The sequence below is a fragment of the Candidatus Thiodubiliella endoseptemdiera genome, from assembly GCF_964212635.1.
GTDB lineage: Bacteria > Pseudomonadota > Gammaproteobacteria > PS1 > Pseudothioglobaceae > Thiodubiliella > Thiodubiliella endoseptemdiera.
On sequence record NZ_OZ156463.1, the window covers coordinates 1,764,785 to 1,783,256 of the forward strand.

General features: G+C 41.6%; 4 protein-coding genes and 1 pseudogene. All 5 read left to right on the plus strand.

What is annotated here, in order from left to right; all coding sequences use genetic code 11:
- Positions 1-47 precede the first annotated feature (47 nt).
- The 5 genes and pseudogenes from AB8525_RS09535 to AB8525_RS09555 all read left to right on the plus strand — a co-directional run bounded on the left by AB8525_RS09535 (position 48) and on the right by AB8525_RS09555 (position 18,320).
- Positions 48-10,106 (plus strand): FG-GAP-like repeat-containing protein, encoded by a 10,059-nt coding sequence (locus AB8525_RS09535; RefSeq protein ID WP_369177602.1) that lies wholly within the window; start codon positions 48-50, stop codon positions 10,104-10,106.
- An 87-nt stretch (positions 10,107-10,193) separates the two neighbouring features.
- Positions 10,194-10,337: pseudogene (locus AB8525_RS09540) on the plus strand (IS30 family transposase); the annotation flags it as partial.
- A 24-nt stretch (positions 10,338-10,361) separates the two neighbouring features.
- Positions 10,362-10,508: a hypothetical protein gene (locus AB8525_RS09545; RefSeq protein WP_369149988.1), complete on the plus strand. Its 147-nt coding sequence runs from the start codon at positions 10,362-10,364 to the stop codon at positions 10,506-10,508.
- A gap of 238 nt (positions 10,509-10,746) precedes the next feature.
- Positions 10,747-18,039 (plus strand): FG-GAP-like repeat-containing protein, encoded by a 7,293-nt coding sequence (locus AB8525_RS09550; protein ID WP_369177604.1) that lies wholly within the window; start codon positions 10,747-10,749, stop codon positions 18,037-18,039.
- A gap of 134 nt (positions 18,040-18,173) precedes the next feature.
- Entirely contained in the window at positions 18,174-18,320 is a 147-nt protein-coding gene (locus tag AB8525_RS09555; protein WP_369149988.1) for a hypothetical protein, read from the plus strand.
- The last annotated feature ends 152 nt before the right edge of the window (positions 18,321-18,472 follow it).

Consider the following 18,472-nt stretch of genomic DNA (forward strand, 5'->3'; position numbering starts at 1 on the left):
AGGTATCATTAAACATTACATCACATCACAACCAACAGGACAACCCCATGCCAGGACAAACAAAATACTTCATCAGCAACACCAACGGCTTCTTCGTCAACTGGTATTCCGATATCACCGGACTTGAATCTCACGGACAAGCATTAAAAGTATCTGGCAATAGTGGAGACGATGCCGTCTATGTAGGACAAGGCACCAAAGTCGATGCAACAGGGCTTACTTCAACAGGTGGCAATGATTCAATTTATTTAACCGGCACTTTTAACAACTACGAACAAACACTAGATGGCAATACCTACACCTTCAAAAGAACGGTTACTATTAACGATACTGAATACCAAGAAGAAGTCTCCTTCACAGCCTCTAATGGCGACAAGGTTTATTTTGCAAATGGTTTTTTTAAGATTGATATAGCAGGCAATGATGGGCTATCAAATGCAGGCGTTTTTCAGAAAATTAAATCCACTGATATTGACTCCAGTTCAAGCACACCCACCGACCCTTTAACCAGTCAACCCGCCATTGACAAAGGTGGTGCTACTAAAGTATTTATTTCTGATAACAACGGTGAGCACATTACCCCTGGTGTCAAAGGCTCAGTATTTAAGATATCTGGCAATAGTGGCAATGACACAGTCTATGTTGCCCAAGGCACCAAAGTTGATGCAACAGGACTCACCTCAACAGGTGGTAACGATGTTGTTTATTTAACCGGCACTTTTAACAACTACGAACAAACACTAGATGGCATTACCTACACCTTCAAAAGAACGGTTACTATTGGCGATACCGATTACCAAGAAGAAGTCTCCTTCACAGCCTCTAATGGCGATAGGGTTTATTTTGCAGATGGTTTTGTTAAGATTGATATAACAGGCGATGATGGGCTATCAGAAGCAGGTGCTTTTAAGAGAATTATATCCACTGATATTGACGGTAGTGAGTCAACTCCAGGTTTGGGGATTGGTTTAAGTATTACTGATGATTTAGCAGAAACAAGCATCATTAACAAGGCAAAGGTAGGCACAGATATTACCTATACTTTTACTTTTAAAGATGATGTTACTGGTTTTGATAAAACTGATATTGAAGTGACAGGTGGAACAAAAGGTGCTTTCAGTGGCAGTGGTAGTGTTTATTCGTTAGTAGTCAGAGTGACAGATAACTCAACAACTGACTTATTTGTTGGTGTGGCAAAAGATGCGGCAATTGGAGGAAGTATTGGCACAGAATACGCTAGTAATAGTCATAAAGTTGATACCGTTGTACCCAGCAAACCCATAAGTTTAGATTTAGCCACAGAGGACGATTCAGGCACAAGTAATAGTGACAACCTAACTAATAAAACCTCAAACCTCACCATCACAGGCAGTGCAGAAGTCGGTGCTACTATAAGATTATACAATGGTACCAACACAACAGCCATAGGCTCTGAAACAGTAAAGGCTAATGGCACATTCTCTATTGATATCAGTTTAACCCAAAGCACAACCCCACACAGCATTACCGCAAGAGCAACAGATGTTGCGGGTAATGAAAGTTTGGTTTCTGATGCTTTGGCGATTACTGTGGATACTACTACTGCTACTCTCACCGCACAAGCAATGAGCGTTATCTTGGGTGAAGACTCTAACCTAGTAATTGACTTTAGTGAAAACATCAAAGCCGGCACAGGCAATATTGTCATTCATAAAGCCAGCGACAATACCATTGTAGAAACCATTGCTATTGACAATAGTAAAATTAGCATTGCTAACGATAAACTTACTATTAATCCTACTGCTGATTTAACTGAAGGCACTTATTACATCAAAATGGCATCTGGCGTAATCACCGATATGGCAGGCAATGTCTTTGCAGGTATCACTAATTTAGGTGCTGACACCACTTGGGCATTTGCAACCAAAGCACTTTTTACCACAATCGCTTGGATAGGTGCCGATGATAACTACATTAATAATAACGAGAAAGATGCAACCACACTCTCAGGCACAGTAGCGGGAGCAGGTACCTTATCTATTACTAAGATTGAGTTTTTTGAAGGTAGTAATACAGTAGGCACAGCAATAACTTCAGGATTACCAGCTGTTGCAGCTGACGGCACCTGGACACTCGCACATTCTGCTATGCCATCTGAATTAGCCGATGGAAAAACCTACACGGCTGCAGTAACGCTTAGTGATGGCACCAATTCAACAACTATCACTAGCACAGCAGTAACTTATGACACCATTAACCCAACCCCAATCACGACCAATCCATGGACTTTAAGCGATATTCCAGCAGGACAATCTGCTTTTAAGGTAGGGGATGTTATCAGCCTAACACTGACAATGAGTGAGACCTTGAAACTTAATAGCACTACAGGCTCTAAAGTGGTCATTGCAGGCAAAGACTTTGTTTTGGATAAAACCGCCTCTACAACTGCAGGTGATAAGAAACTGGTGTTTAAATATAGTGCTCAAGCTGGGGATAACATTGCCGCTACAGACTTTGATATTGACAATCCAGCAAGCGATATTACGCTAAATAATATAACAGATGTCGCAGGTAATGCACCAGTATTTACCGCTGATAGAGTAGTGTTGGCTAAGTTTGAGTATATTGAAAAAACGGGTTTGGGTAATAATCCTTTTGAGGGCATTAATGTGGGGGATTTTGCTACGCCAATCCTAGCCGATATTGATGGCGATGGTGATCTAGATTTGGTAGTAGGTGAGAATTATGGCGCTCTTAAATACTATCAAAATACAGGCACTACTTCTAACCCTGCTTATGAAGTAAAAACTGGAGATAGCAATCCTTTTAATGGCATTGATGTGGGAAATTATTCCGCACCAACCCTAGCTGATATTGACGGCGATGGCGACCTAGATTTGGTGATGGGTGAGGAGAATAGCACCCTTAAATACTATCAAAATACAGGTACTACTTCTAACCCTGCTTATGAAGTAAAAACTGGAGATGACAATCCTTTTAATGGCATTAATGTGGGAAATTATTCCGCACCAACCCTAGCTGATATTGATGGTGATGGTGATCTAGATCTGGTAGTGGGTGAGGCTAATGGCACCCTTAAATACTATCAAAATACAGGCACTACTTCTAACCCTGCTTATGAAGTAAAAACTGGAGATGACAATCCTTTTAATGGCATTGATGTGGGGGATTTTTCCAAACCAACCCTAGCCGATATTGACGGTGATGGCGACCTAGATTTGGTGGTGGGTGAGTATTATGGCACCCTTAAATACTATCAAAACACAGGCACTACTTCTAACCCTACTTATGAAGCAAAAACTGGAGATAGCAATCCTTTTGATGGCATTGATGTGGGGCTTAATTCCGTACCAGTCCTAGCCGATATTGACGGCGATGGCGACCTAGATTTGGTGGTGGGTAAGGATGATGGCACCCTTAAATACTACTACAATCAACAACCTTCTTCTGTAGATGGACAAGCGCCAACTCTAACAACACAAGCCAGCGTTATCTTAGAGGAAACCTCAGATTTAGTGCTTGACTTTAGTGAAAATATTAAAGCAGGTACGGGCAGTATTCTCATCAAGAATAGTAGCGATGTAACAGTAGCAACCATTAATATCGCTAGTGATACAAATAAATTTAGTATTACTAACGACAAACTGACCATCAATATCGCAAATTTAGGTTTAACTAACAACAAACTTACCGCAGGCAATTATTATCTAGAAATGAACCTAGGGATGATAACTGACATGGCAGGCAATAGTGCATTAGGTATTACTAAGGACACTAACCAATGGGCATTTGAAACCAAAGCACTTTCTATCACAATCGCTTGGATAGGTGCCGATGATAACTACATTAATAACACAGAGAAAGGAACAGACTTACTCTCAGGTGTTGTTACCAGTGCAACTATAACCCCAACGATTGAAGAAATTAGATTTTACGAGGTAACAAATGGTGTAACTTCATCAACTGCTGCCTTTACCATTGCTAAATCAAATATTACCCAGCCTGCAACAGTAAGCGGTGTTGCTAAATCTTGGTCTATTACAGCTGCCAATATGCCAGATTTAGCAGATGGCAAAACTTATATCGCTAAAATTGACTTAAAAGACGGCAGCACAGAGGTTACTAAAACCAGCAAAGCAGTAACTTACGACTTCACTGCCCCAACAGTTAGTAGCGTAGTATTTACTAGTAACCCAGGTGCCGATAAGACTTACAAAGCAGGTGATACTGTTGAAATAACGGTTACCATGAGTGAGAATACAACCGTAACTGACAGCCCAAGAATTGCACTATTATCTGGCAAATATGCAACTTATGCATCGGGTTCAGGTTCAGATAAATTGATATTTACATATACCGTTGCAACTGGTGATACTGATGCTAATGGATTAGCAATTGTTGCAAATGCGCTCAATTTAAATGGTGGTACGCTTACAGATACTGCAGGCAACACAGCAGTAATAACACACGCTGCTGTAGCCGATAATGCTGAGCATATGGTTGACACTACGCTACCAACACTCATTATTAGCAATAATATAACAGGAGACGCTGGCATTAATGCCAATATCACCTATACCTTTAGCTTTAGTGAAGCAGTTATAAACTTTGACGAAACTGATATTAGCGTAAGCAACGGCAAGAAAGGCTTGTTCACCAAAGTGAGTGACACACGCTACACCCTAATCGTTACTCAAACAGGCTCAGCAAATGACATAACCGTTAGCGTTGCTACTGGTGCAGCAAAAGACAGTGCAGGGAATCTCAGCACTAGCGCACAATCCGTACAAACAACAGATTTAGAAAGACCCACCATTGCCATTAGCATGAACAACACCAATTTTTTGAGAAATGGCGACACCGCAACCGTTACCTTTGATTTTAGTGAAGCACTGGCAACAAGCAGTTTTAACCTTAATGACATCACCACAGCCAATGGCAACCTCACTAATTTAAGCATTGATAGCACCAATCTTAGTCGTTATACCGCCACCTACACAGCAACAAAAAACATAGATTCTATCCATATCAGTTTTTTCATTACCACAGGCTGGACAGATATCGCCGGCAATACGCCCGCAGCACCTATCCAAGTATCTGTAACCTCTGAGCATCAATCTTCGCCTATCTTAGCTGTCAAACAAGGTGAAGACCAATACCTTAATGCAACAGAATCCACCATTAACATAGAAATTGCCTTACAACCAGATGCCAAAAAAGATGACAAAATTCAGCTTAAAACCAGCTCAAAAACACTGGGCAATCCTTATATTATTACACAAGCTGATATTGACAATGGCAAGTGCCTGATTGAGGTTAATAAAGCAATCTTAGGCGGTGATGGCACAGAAGTCGGCATCATCGCATTTATGCAAGACCAATCAGGCAATGTCAGTAAAGACAGTAATGTGCTATTAATCACCATAGATGAAACACCGCCATTACCCATTGCCAATAGTTGGTGGCATATTAACACCCCGCCAACGGGACAAAATGCCTTTATATTAGGTGATCTCATTGAACTCAGTCTTACCACAGACGAATCTTTAAAATTTGGCAATACCACTGGTTCTCAACTCATAATGGACGACAAAGTATTTACCCTTGACACATTCAAATCCAGTGCCACTAGCAACAAACAACTTGTCTTTACCCATCAAGTCCAAGCCAATGAAACCATGGCACGGCAACAAGCCGTTATTAGTGCCGATAAAATCACCCTCAACGGAGTTACCGACCTAGCAGGAAACACACTTGATCTATCCACTTTAGCAGAAACAAGCCTCTACTCATCTGCCATTTTTTATCAACCTAGCACCCATCCTTTTGACAGCATCAACACCACTAACAACGCCACCCCAACCTTCGCTGATATTGACCAAGACGGCGACCTAGACCTCATTATCGGCAATGCCACAGGCACATTGTCGTATTACCAAAATAAAAACAACAGCGGCACCAACAGTTTTACCAAAATAACCCTAAATAACCCCTTCCAAAACATTCAACATACCAACGCCACCCCAACCTTTGCTGATATTGACCAAGACGGCGACCTAGACCTTATTGTTGGTGCCGGCGATGGCAAACTCTATTTCTACAAAAACACCCAACAAAGTTTCAACCTCGTTGCCTCAAACTTCAACCCATTCAGCCACATCAGCATCGGCGCAAACGCCACCCCAACCTTCGCCGACATCAACCAAGACGGCTACCTAGACCTCATCATCGGCAACACTACAGGCAAACTAACCTATTACCAAAACACCAAAAATACCTTTACCAAAGTCAGTGCCATCAACAACCCTTTCCAAAACATTACTCACGCTAACGCCAGCCCAACTTTTGTTGACATCGACCAAGACGGCGACTTAGACCTTGTAATAGGCGATTCAAATGGCAAACTGCACTATTACCAAAACACCATCGGTGTGTTCACTGTGCAAACTGGTAGCAATAACCCAATTGCCGATATTGCCGTTAGTAATAACGCCAAACCAACCTTTGCCGACATAGACAGCAACGGCACCTTAGATTTAATCATAGGCGATCAAAACGGCTTACAATACTACCAACGCCAGCACTCAGAAGTGATTGATACCATAGCGCCTAGGGTAACCCTTCTGATTAAAAACACCACACTACTCAAGGGTGAAAGCACCCAAGTGATATTTAATTTTAGTGAAGCTGTGAAAGGTTTTAGCCTGAGTAATCTCAGTGCTGACAACGCTACATTCAGTGCTGACAACGCTACATTAGGACAGTTAAAACTCAATCCTAATCGCCACAGCACCCAGCCATTTTCTTATATTGCCACCTTGACCCCAACTGACGACATCAACAAAGACAACAACCGCATTACTGTAAATACCAACTGGCACGACCTAAACGGCAACACACCCGCCGCCAGTCTAACCTTAGGCAATTATCAAGTCTTCACCGATACCAACCGCATCAAACCACAAAACTGGGAGAGTAATAAACCTCCTATCGGACAAGAAGCGTTTGCCCAAGGCGATACTATTACCATTACCTTAACGCTAACGGGTAATATCAAGGTTGACAACGAGCAAGCTTATTTGATTATTAGCGGTAAGCGTTTTGAGGTTGATAAAGCAGCTTTTGACGGTGCAACGGATAAAACTGTTTTGACCTTTACTTATACCGTGAAAGCGGGAGACACTTTAGGTTTGTCTGACTTTGTTGTTGATAAAGAGCAGGTCTTTTTAACAGGTGTTACGGATGCTTCGGATAATGCTATTGATATAGCGACAATGCCAGATCAGGTGCAGTTAGGATTAGGAGGGCAGGGCTTGTTTAAATTATCTGCGTCACTTACACTTAATAATGATACACCTACAACTGATGGCAAAGCAATACAACAATTTTATGCAGATATTAATGCTGATGGTTATATGGATGTTATTTCAACACATGGGTATGCCTCCACTTCGACAGCCCTCGCTTTTTATTTTTTCCAAGGTTCTGCCGACGGCTTGCAGTTTAAAGAAGGGGTGGGCACACCTCTTCATCAATGGGATTCCGCTAGCACTGATCAGAAGAGTGGCGGTTCACTAAATTCAGCCTCTTTTGCTGATGTTGATGGCGATGGCGATTTAGATATGTTTGTGGCTCAGCTAAAGGCACATTATGATTATATTGAGGAAAAATATGTATTTAGCCATCATACCAATGTATTAAAATACTTTGAAAATCAAAATGGCAGTTATACTCTCCAGAACGCACACTCACTATCCAAAATCAACATCACAGGAGTTGCCACCCCCACCTTCGCTGACATTGATGCAGATGGCGATCCAGATGCCATTATAGGCGACACCGAAGGAGGCCTACATTACTTCACCAATCACCAAGGTGTATTCACCCAACAAACAGGCGAAAACAACCCCTTCACCATGGATGTCGGCACTATCAGTGCCCCCGCCTTCGCTGATGTCGATGCAGACGGTGATTTAGACCTGCTAATCGGCAGCAGTTCTGGCTGGCATTATTATAAAAACATCAACAACATATGGAAATGGCAAACACCAGAAAACAACCCATTCAATAACTTTAAAGAAGGCACCCCCAATTTTGTAGATGTTGATTTTGACGGCAAAATGGATTTAGTCGTTACCACAGAATATAAAACCTATTATTATCACAACATCCAACACCCCATCATCGATACCACACCCCCCGAAGCCCCCCTCATTAAAATCCACGACACCTCCCTCGCCACAGGCGACACCACCCTAGTCGAATTCCATTTTAAAGAAAAAGTCCTAGACTTTACAATAGATGACATCACCGCTGAAAATGCCAGTCTCAGTGGATTTAGGCAAAACACAGGTTTAGGTCCCTTCGTCTGGACAGCAATCCTCACCCCCGATACAGGCATTACAGACAGCATAAACACCCTCACCATTGGCACCGATTGGCACGATGCCGCCGGCAATAAGCCCAGCCAACCCAGCACCTCAGTCAACTACAAAGTCATCGACCAAAACCCACCTACTATCAACACTGACACCAGTGCTAACACCAACAACTGGGTCTTCAACACCCCACCCACAGGACAAGAATACTTCTCCATCGGCGACACAATGACCCTCACCCTAACCGTCAGCGAAGCCGTCCAAGTAGCCGACACCAGTGCCTACATCACCGTCGCCAACAAACGCTTCAACATCAACAAAACCGCTTTTGACAGTAGTACCGATAAAACCAAACTCAGTTTCGACTACACCGTCGTTAAAGGCGACCACCTAATCATCGGCGATTTCATCGTCAACAACACCCATTTAACAGGCGTAACCAATGCCGCAGGCGTAGCAATCAACAACCTCACCACAGAATTAGCTCTATTAAAGAACAGCGATGCCTTCGAACGCAAAACCGGCGCCGACAACCCCTTCAGCTTCATCGGAGGCCATCTTTCTACCACCCTCACCTCCATCAATTTAATCGACCTAGACAACGACACCATTCCTGAACTCGCCTACAACGCCAACCGCCCCGACACCTACTCTTCTGGCGTTCTCTACTACAAAAACACCGCCACCCCCGGCGACCCAATCGCTTTCACCCCCGTCCCCCAAGACAACAACCCCTTCAAAAACACCAGCAACAACCTCACCCACACCTTCGCCGACATGGACCAAGATGGCGATTTGGACCTCCTAACAAATAACCACTATTACAAAAATAATAATGGCACATTCGTAAAAATAGAAGGCAACCAAAACCCTTTCGCAAATACTATTTTAGGCAACAACACAATGCACGCCTTAGTAGATTTAGACAATGATGGCGATATCGACCTAGTAACCTCCAATTTTGACGACGGCATCCTCTCCTATTATGAAAATAATAACGGCACTTACACAATAAAAACCGACCATACACTAACAGGACTAGATTTAGGCAAAAATGTCCAACTAAACTTTAAAGATTTAGATGGCGATGGCGATTTAGACCTAACATCTGGCAGTGACTATAACGAGAATAATGGCGACGCCATCAGTTATTATAAAAATATCGGCACAATTAACACCCCAGTTTTTGCCCGCCAACAAGGCGATGATAATTTTTTTAACCATACACTTGATAAAGACACTGACCCAAAATACCCTATTATTAGGTCAGGATCCCCTGCATTAGGCGATATTAATGGCGATGGAATATTAGATTTTGTTAGTTCAAAAGGTAATTGGAGTGACGCCTCCCTCTACTACGCCCAAGGCACCACCCACATCATCAAAGTTAAAACCACCCACCACCAAGACATGGACGCCATCACCACCTACACCGCCAGCGACAAACTCACCGAACACTTCAACTGGAACGGCCTCACCCCCACCAACCAATACAGTCCCCTCAAAGACGCCACCATCACCAATTTTGACCTTTTCAACGACACCCTTAATATTTCCTACGCCCTTAAACACCTAGATGAAAATGCCAAACTCGGTGCCATCACCCTCAGCAAAAGCGGACAAGACAGCACCCTCAGCATCGGCAGTTTTGACATTACCTTAACAGCGGTAGATATCAATACCACTAACCTCAGTCATCTAGTTGACACCGGCACCATCCTTATCTAACATTATTTTCTTGACAAGGCCGGACCTTGTCAGTTGAACTTAACAATAAAACCAGAAATTAATCAACTTATTTGCTATAGACTTAAAGACATTGACAATAGAATGATTGCCGGTTACTGGGAAGGTGATTTAATTACAGGTTCTCAAAATAAGTCTTGCGTAGGTACCTTGGTTGAGAGAACAAGTGGCTATTTAGTATTAAGCAAAATGAACAGTAAATCAGCACTTAATGTTAACTGAGACCTTTGCATAAATATGAATAATCATCAAAACGCCATCTTTCATCAAATTACAAACTTTTTAAAAACACCCTTAGCCCTGCTAGGAGTGGATTTAAAAAATTTCCAATTTAATAAAATCTGTCATTTTGCTAATCATCCCTATTTATGCAAAGGTCTCTAACTGATAATCTTATTCTTACATAAAGCAAGCTAATAAAAAACCCGCCTTATTAAAGCGGGTTTTTTATGGAAAAATATCAACCAAAATAGAAACAATTAGGGTTAGAATAAAGCCCCTTGATTAGATACCAAATTGGTAATATTTTCAGGGTTTACTAAGTCCAAAAATTTAAAAACTTGAACTTGAAGGAATAAGTTATGTATAATACAATTTAATTTTTATAAAACAGGACAACCCCATGCCAGGACAAACAAAATACTTCATCAGCAACACCAACGGCTTCTTCGTCAACTGGTATTCCGATATCACCGGAGTTGAATCTCACGGACAAGCATTAAAAGTATCTGGCAATAGTGGAGACGATGCCGTCTATGTAGGACAAGGCACCAAAGTCGATGCAACAGGGCTTACTTCAACAGGTGGCAATGATTCAATTTATTTAACCGGCACTTTTAACAACTACGAACAAACACTAGATGGCAATACCTACACCTTCAAAAGAACGGTTACTATTAACGATACTGAATACCAAGAAGAAGTCTCCTTCACAGCCTCTAATGGCGACAAGGTTTATTTTGCAAATGGTTTTTTTAAGATTGATATAGCAGGCAATGATGGGCTATCAAATGCAGGCGTTTTTCAGAAAATTAAATCCACTGATATTGACTCCAGTTCAAGCACACCCACCGACCCTTTAACCAGTCAACCCGCCATTGACAAAGGTGGTGCTACTAAAGTATTTATTTCTGATAACAACGGTGAGCACATTACCCCTGGTGTCAAAGGCTCAGTATTTAAGATATCTGGCAATAGTGGCAATGACACGGTTTATGTTGCCAAAGGCACAAAAGTCGATGCAACAGGACTCACCTCAACAGGTGGTAACGATGTTGTTTATTTAACCGGCACTTTTAACAACTACGAACAAACACTAGATGGCATTACCTACACCTTCAAAAGAACTGTTAATATTAACGATACTGAATACCAAGAAGAAGTCTCCTTCACAGCCTCTAATGGCGATAGGGTTTATTTTGCAGATGGTTTTGTTAAGATTGATATAACAGGCGATGATGGGCTATTTGAAGCAGGTGCTTTTAAGAGAATTATATCCACTGATATTGACGGTAGTGAGTCAACTCCAGGTTTGGGGATTGGTTTAAGTATTACTGATGATTTAGCAGAAACAAGCATCATTAACAAGGCAAAGGTAGGCACAGATATTACCTATACTTTTACTTTTAAAGATGATGTTACTGGTTTTGATAAAACTGATATTGAAGTGACAGGTGGAACAAAAGGTGCTTTCAGTGGCAGTGGTAGTGTTTATTCGTTAGTAGTCAGAGTGACAGATAACTCAACAACTGACTTATTTGTTCGTGTGGTAAAAGATGCGGCAATTGGAGGAAGTATTGGCACAGAATACGCTAGTAATAGTCATAAAGTTGATACCGTTGTACCCAGCAAACCCATAAGTTTAGATTTAGCCACAGAGGACGATTCAGGCACAAGTAATAGTGACAACCTAACTAATAAAACCTCAAACCTCACCATCACAGGCAGTGCAGAAGTCGGTGCTACTATAAGATTATACAATGGTACCAACACAACAGCCATAGGCTCTGAAACAGTAAAGGCTAATGGCACATTCTCTATTGATATCAGTTTAACCCAAAGCACAACTCCACACAGCATTACCGCAAGAGCAACAGATGCTGCGGGTAATGAAAGTTTGGTTTCTGATGCTTTGGCGATTACTGTGGATACTACTACTGCTACTCTCACCGCACAAGCAATGAGCGTTATCTTGGGTGAAGACTCTAACCTAGTAATTGACTTTAGTGAAAACATCAAAGCCGGCACAGGCAATATTGTCATTCATAAAGCCAGCGACAATACCATTGTAGAAACCATTGCTATTGACAATAGTAAAATTAGCATTGCTAACGATAAACTTACTATTAATCCTACTGCTGATTTAACTGAAGGCACTTATTACATCAAAATGGCATCTGGCGTAATCACCGATATGGCAGGCAATGCCTTTGCAGGTATCACTAATTTAGGTGCTGACACCACTTGGGCATTTGCAACCAAAGCACTTTTTACCACAATCGCTTGGATAGGTGCCGATGATAACTACATTAATAATAACGAGAAAGATGCAACCACACTCTCAGGCACAGTAGCGGGAGCAGGTACCTTATCTATTACTAAGATTGAGTTTTTTGAAGGTAGTAATACAGTAGGCACAGCAATAACTTCAGGATTACCAGCTGTTGCAGCTGACGGCACCTGGACACTCGCACATTCTGCTATGCCATCTGAATTAGCCGATGGAAAAACCTACACGGCTGTAGTAACGCTTAGTGATGGCACCAATTCAACAACTATCACTAGCACAGCAGTAACTTATGACACCATTAACCCAACCCCAATCACGACCAATCCATGGACTTTAAGCAATATTCCAGCAGGGCAATCTGCTTTTAAGACAGGCGATGTTATCAGCCTAACACTGACAATGAGCGAGACCTTGAAACTTAATAACACCACAGACTCTAAAGTGGTCATTGCAGGCAAAGACTTTGTTTTGGATAAAACTGCCTCTACAACTGCAGGTGATAAGAAACTGGTGTTTAAATATAGCGTTCAAGCCGGAGATAGCATTGCCGCTACAGACTTTGATATTGACAATCCAACAAGCGATATTACGCTAAATAATATAACAGATGTCGCAGGTAATGCACCAGTATTTACCGCTGATAGAGTAGTGTTGACTAAGGCTAAGCTTGAGTATATTGAAAAAATAGGTTTGGGCAATAATCCTTTTGAGGGTATTGATGTGGGGGATCATTCCACACCAACCTTGGCTGATATTGACGGTGATGGCGACCTGGATTTGGTGGTGGGTGAGGTTGGTGGCACCCTTAAATACTATCAAAATACAGGCACTACTTCTAACCCTGCTTATGAAGCAAAAACTGGAGATGACAATCCTTTTAATGGCATTGATGTGGGAGGTTATTCCACGCCAAACTTGGCTGATATTGATGGCGATGGTGATCTAGATTTGGTGGTGGGTAAGGATGGTGTCACCCTTAAATACTATCAAAATACAAGCTCTACTTCTAGCCCTGCTTATGAAGTAAAAACTGGAGATAGCAATCCTTTTAATGGCATTAATGTGGTAAATTATTCCTCACCAATCCTAGTCGATATTGACGGCGATGGCGACCTAGATTTGGTGGTGGGTGAGACTAATGGCACCCTTAAATACTATCAAAATACAGGCACTACTTCTAACCCTGCTTATGGAGTAAAAACTGGAGATAGTAATCCTTTTAATGGCATTGATGTGGGGAATTTTTCCAAACCAACCCTAGCCGATATTGACGGCGATGGCGACCTAGATTTGGTGGTGGGTGAGCAGAATGGCACCCTTAAATACTATCAAAATACAGGCACTACTTCTAACCCTGCTTATGAAGTAAAAACTGGAGATAGTAATCCTTTTAATGGCATTGATGTGGGGAATTTTTCCAAACCAACCCTAGCCGATATTGACGGCGATGGCGACCTAGATTTGGTGGTGGGTGAGAATAATGGCACCCTTAAATATTATTACAATCAACAATCTTTTTTTGTAGATGGACAAGCGCCAACTCTAACAACACAAGCTTCGGCCGAATTGGGTGAAACCTCAGACCTGATGCTTGATTTTAATGAAGACATTCAAGCAGGTAGTACAGGTAGTATTGTTATTAAAGGTAGCGATGATGGAGTAATAGCAACCATTAATATTACTGAGACAACTAAATTCAGCATTGCTGGCGATAAACTCACCATTGATGTATCAGCATTAGGTTTAACTGATAATAAATTAACCCAAGGCAGTTACTATATCACCATGGATGCAGGCACAGTAACTGACATAGCGGGCAACGGTGCCGCTGCCATTACTAAAGATACTAACCAATGGGCATTTGAAATCATCGTCCTTACTACCGACATTGTTTGGGCAGGTGCCGATGATAATTACATTAATAATAACGAGAAAGATGCAACCACACTCTCAGGCAAAGCAACTGGAATAGGTACTTTAACGATTACCAAAATTGAGTTTTTTGAAGGTAGTAATACAGTAGGCACAGCAATAACTTCAGGATTGCCAGCTGTTGCAGCTGACGGCACTTGGGCACTCGCACATTCTGCTATGCCATCTGAATTAGCCGATGGAAAAACCTACACGGCTGTAGTAACGCTTAGTGATGGCACCAATTCAGCAATTAGCACTAGCACAGCAGTAACTTATGACATCATTAACCCAACCCCAATCACGACCAATCCATGGACTTTAAGCGATATTCCAGCAGGACAATCTGCTTTTAAGACAGGCGATGTTATCAGCCTAACACTGACAATGAGTGAGACCTTGAAACTTAATAACACCACAGGCTCTAAAGTGGTCATTGCAGGCAAAGACTTTGTTTTGGATAAAACTGCCTCTACAACTGCAGGTGATAAGAAACTGGTGTTTAAATATAGTGTTCAAGCTGGAGATAACATTGCCGCTACAGACTTTGATATTGACAACCCAACAAGCGATATTACGCTAAATAATATAACAGATGTCGCAGGTAATGCACCAGTATTTACCGCTGATAGAGTAGTGTTGTCTAAGATTGAGTATATTGAAAAAATAGGTTCGGGCAATAATCCTTTTGAGGGTGTTAAGGGGTTTGTTTCTGTGCCAACCTTGGCTGATATTGATGGCGATGGCGACCTAGATTTGGTAGTGGGTAAGAGTGACGGCACCCTTAAATACTATCAAAACACAGGCACTACTTCTAACCCTGCTTATGAAGCAAAAACTGGAGATAGCAATCCTTTTAATGGCATTAATATGGGAAATGCTGCCTCACCAACCCTAGCCGATATTGACGGCGATGGCGACCTAGATTTGGTGGTGGGTGAGCAGAATGGCACCCTTAAATACTATCAAAATACAGGCACTACTTCTAACCCTGCTTATGAAGTAAAAACTGGAGATAGCAATCCTTTTAATGGCATTGATGTGGGAATTACTTCCTCACCAACCCTAGCCGATATTGACGGCGATGGCGACCTAGATTTGGTGGTGGGTGAGAATAATGGCACCCTTAAATACTATCAAAATACAGGCACTATTTCTAACCCTGCTTATAAAGCAAAAACTGGAGATGACAATCCTTTTAATGACATTGATGTGGGATATTCTTCCAAACCAACCCTAGCCGATATTGATGGCGATGGCGACCTAGATTTGGTGGTGGGTGAGGATGATGGCACCCTTAAATACTATCAAAATACAGGCACTACTTCTAACCCTGCTTATGAAGCAAAAACTGGAGATGACAATCCTTTTAATGGCATTGATGTGGGATATTCTTCCTCACCAACCCTAGCCGATATTGACGGCGATGGTGATTTAGATTTGGTAGTGGGTGAGGCTGATGGCACCCTTAAATATTACTACAATCAACAACCTTCTTCTGTAGATGGACAAGCCCCAACTCCAACGGCTACTAACTCATGGACTCTAAGCAATATTCCAGCAGGACAATCTGCTTTTAAGACAGGCGATGTTATCAGCCTAACACTGACAATGAGTGAGACCTTGAAACTTAATAAGACCACAGGATCTAAAGTGGTCATTGCAGGCAAAGACTTTGTTTTGGATGAAACTGCCTCTACAACTGCAGGTGATAAGAAACTGGTGTTTAAATATAGTGTTCAAGCTGGAGATAGCATTGCCGCTACAGACTTTGATATTGACAACCCAACAAGCGATATTACGCTAAATAATATAACAGATGTCGCAGGTAATGCACCAGTATTTACCGCTGATAGAGTGGTGTTGGCTAAGACTAAGCTTGAGTATATTGAAAAAACAGGTTCGGGCAATAATCCTTTTGAGGGTATTGATGTGGGGTATGTTTCTGTGCCAACCCTGGTTGATATTGACGGCGATGGCGACCTAGATTTGGTGGTGGGTGAGAGTAATGGCACCCTTAAATACTATCAAAACACAGGCACTACTTCTAACCCTGCTTATGAAGCAAAAACTGGAGATAGCAATCCTTTTAATGGCATTGATGTGGGAAATGCTGCCTCACCAACCCTAGCCGATATTGACGGCGATGGTGACCTAGATTTGGTGATGGGTGAGGATAATGGCACCCTTAAATACTATCAAAATACAGGCACTACTTCTAACCCTGCTTATGAAGTAAAAACTGGAGGTAGCAATCCTTTTAATAGCATTGATGTGGGGGATTTTTCCGCACCAACCCTGGCCGATATTGACGGCGATGGCGACCTAGATTTGGTGGCGGGTGAGGTTTATGGCACCCTTAAATACTATCAAAATACAGGCACTACTTCTAACCCTACTTATGAAGCAAAAACTGGAGATAGCAATCCTTTTAATGGCATTGATGTGGGGAATCTTTCCGCACCAACCCTAGCCGATATTGACGGCGATGGCGACCTAGATTTGGTGGTGGGTGAGAGTGCTGGCACCCTTAAATACTATCAAAATACAGGCACTACTTCTAACCCTGCTTATGAAGCAAAAACTGGAGATGACAATCCTTTTAATGGCATTGATGTGGGGGATTCTTCCAAACCAACCCTAGTCGATATTGACGGCGATGGTGATTTAGATTTGGTAGTGGGTGAGGCTAATGGCACCCTTAAATACTACTACAATCAACAACCTTCTTCTGTAGATGGACAAGTTCCAACCTTTACAGAAAAAACCAGCGATACCAATGTCTTAGGCGAGCCTTCAAATCTAGTAATTGAGTTTTCTGAAAACATCAAAACAAATGGTGGCATTGTTGAAATCTGGAATAGCGCAGAAAAAGTTGCAACTATTAGCATTACTAATGCTAATATTAGCGACACAACACTCACTCTTAACCCAAGTAGTTTAACTTCAGGTGTTTATTACATCAAAATGGCATCAGGCGTTATAACTGACACCTCGGGTAATGACTTTGCAGGTATTGATAATACCTCAGGTAAAACTTGGGCATTTGCATATAATTTTTATATCGGCACCGATAACGCCGATACTATAACGGGTAGTGCAGGTGACGATACTATAAATGGTGGTGCAGGCAACGATACTATAAATGGCGGTGCAGGCAGTGATATTTTTGTTTATGCAAATACAGATAATGGCGAAGACACCATAACTGGCTTCATATTTGGTGCTGGTGGTGATAAATTAGATTTAAAAGATTTTATTACCGCTAGTGGTAACCAAGCGACACTTTTTGCTAATATTGATAAATATATTACAGTGTCAGATACTGGCACTGCAGGTAGTGCCAAACTAACGATTGATGCTGATGGCACGGTTACAGATGATGTTGCTGATTTGGTTATCAATCTACAAGGGGTTTCTGGTATTGGTGGCTCCTCTACTCCTGACACAGTTGCATTAGGGCACTTTATAACTGATAATCTTATTCTTGTATAAAGAGACCTTTGCATAAAGTAAGACACCCATAAAAACAAAAACTCGCCTTATTAAAGCGGGTTTTTTTATGGAAAAATATCAACCAAAAATTTAAAAATTTAAAAACTTGAACTTAGAGAGACCTTTGCATAAATATGAATAATCATCAAAACGCCATCTTTCATCAAATTACAAACTTTTTAAAAACACCCTTAGCCCTGCTAGGAGTGGATTTAAAAAATTTCCAATTTAATAAAATCTGTCATTTTGCTAATCATCCCTATTTATGCAAAGGTCTCTAACTGATAATCTTATTCTTACATAAAGCAAGCTAATAAAAAACCCGCCTTATTAAAGCGGGTTTTTTATGGAAAAATATCAACCAAAATAGAAACAATTAGGGTTAGAATAAAGCCCCTTGATTAGATACCAAATTGGTAATATTTTCAGGGTT

Excerpts from the sequence above, each read along its gene's own strand:
- AB8525_RS09535 (WP_369177602.1), top strand. The coding sequence starts at position 48 with ATGCCAGGACAAACAAAATACTTCATCAGCAACACCAACGGCTTCTTC.
- AB8525_RS09545 (WP_369149988.1), top strand. The coding sequence starts at position 10,362 with ATGAATAATCATCAAAACGCCATCTTTCATCAAATTACAAACTTTTTA.
- AB8525_RS09550 (WP_369177604.1), top strand. The coding sequence starts at position 10,747 with ATGCCAGGACAAACAAAATACTTCATCAGCAACACCAACGGCTTCTTC.
- AB8525_RS09555 (WP_369149988.1), top strand. The coding sequence starts at position 18,174 with ATGAATAATCATCAAAACGCCATCTTTCATCAAATTACAAACTTTTTA.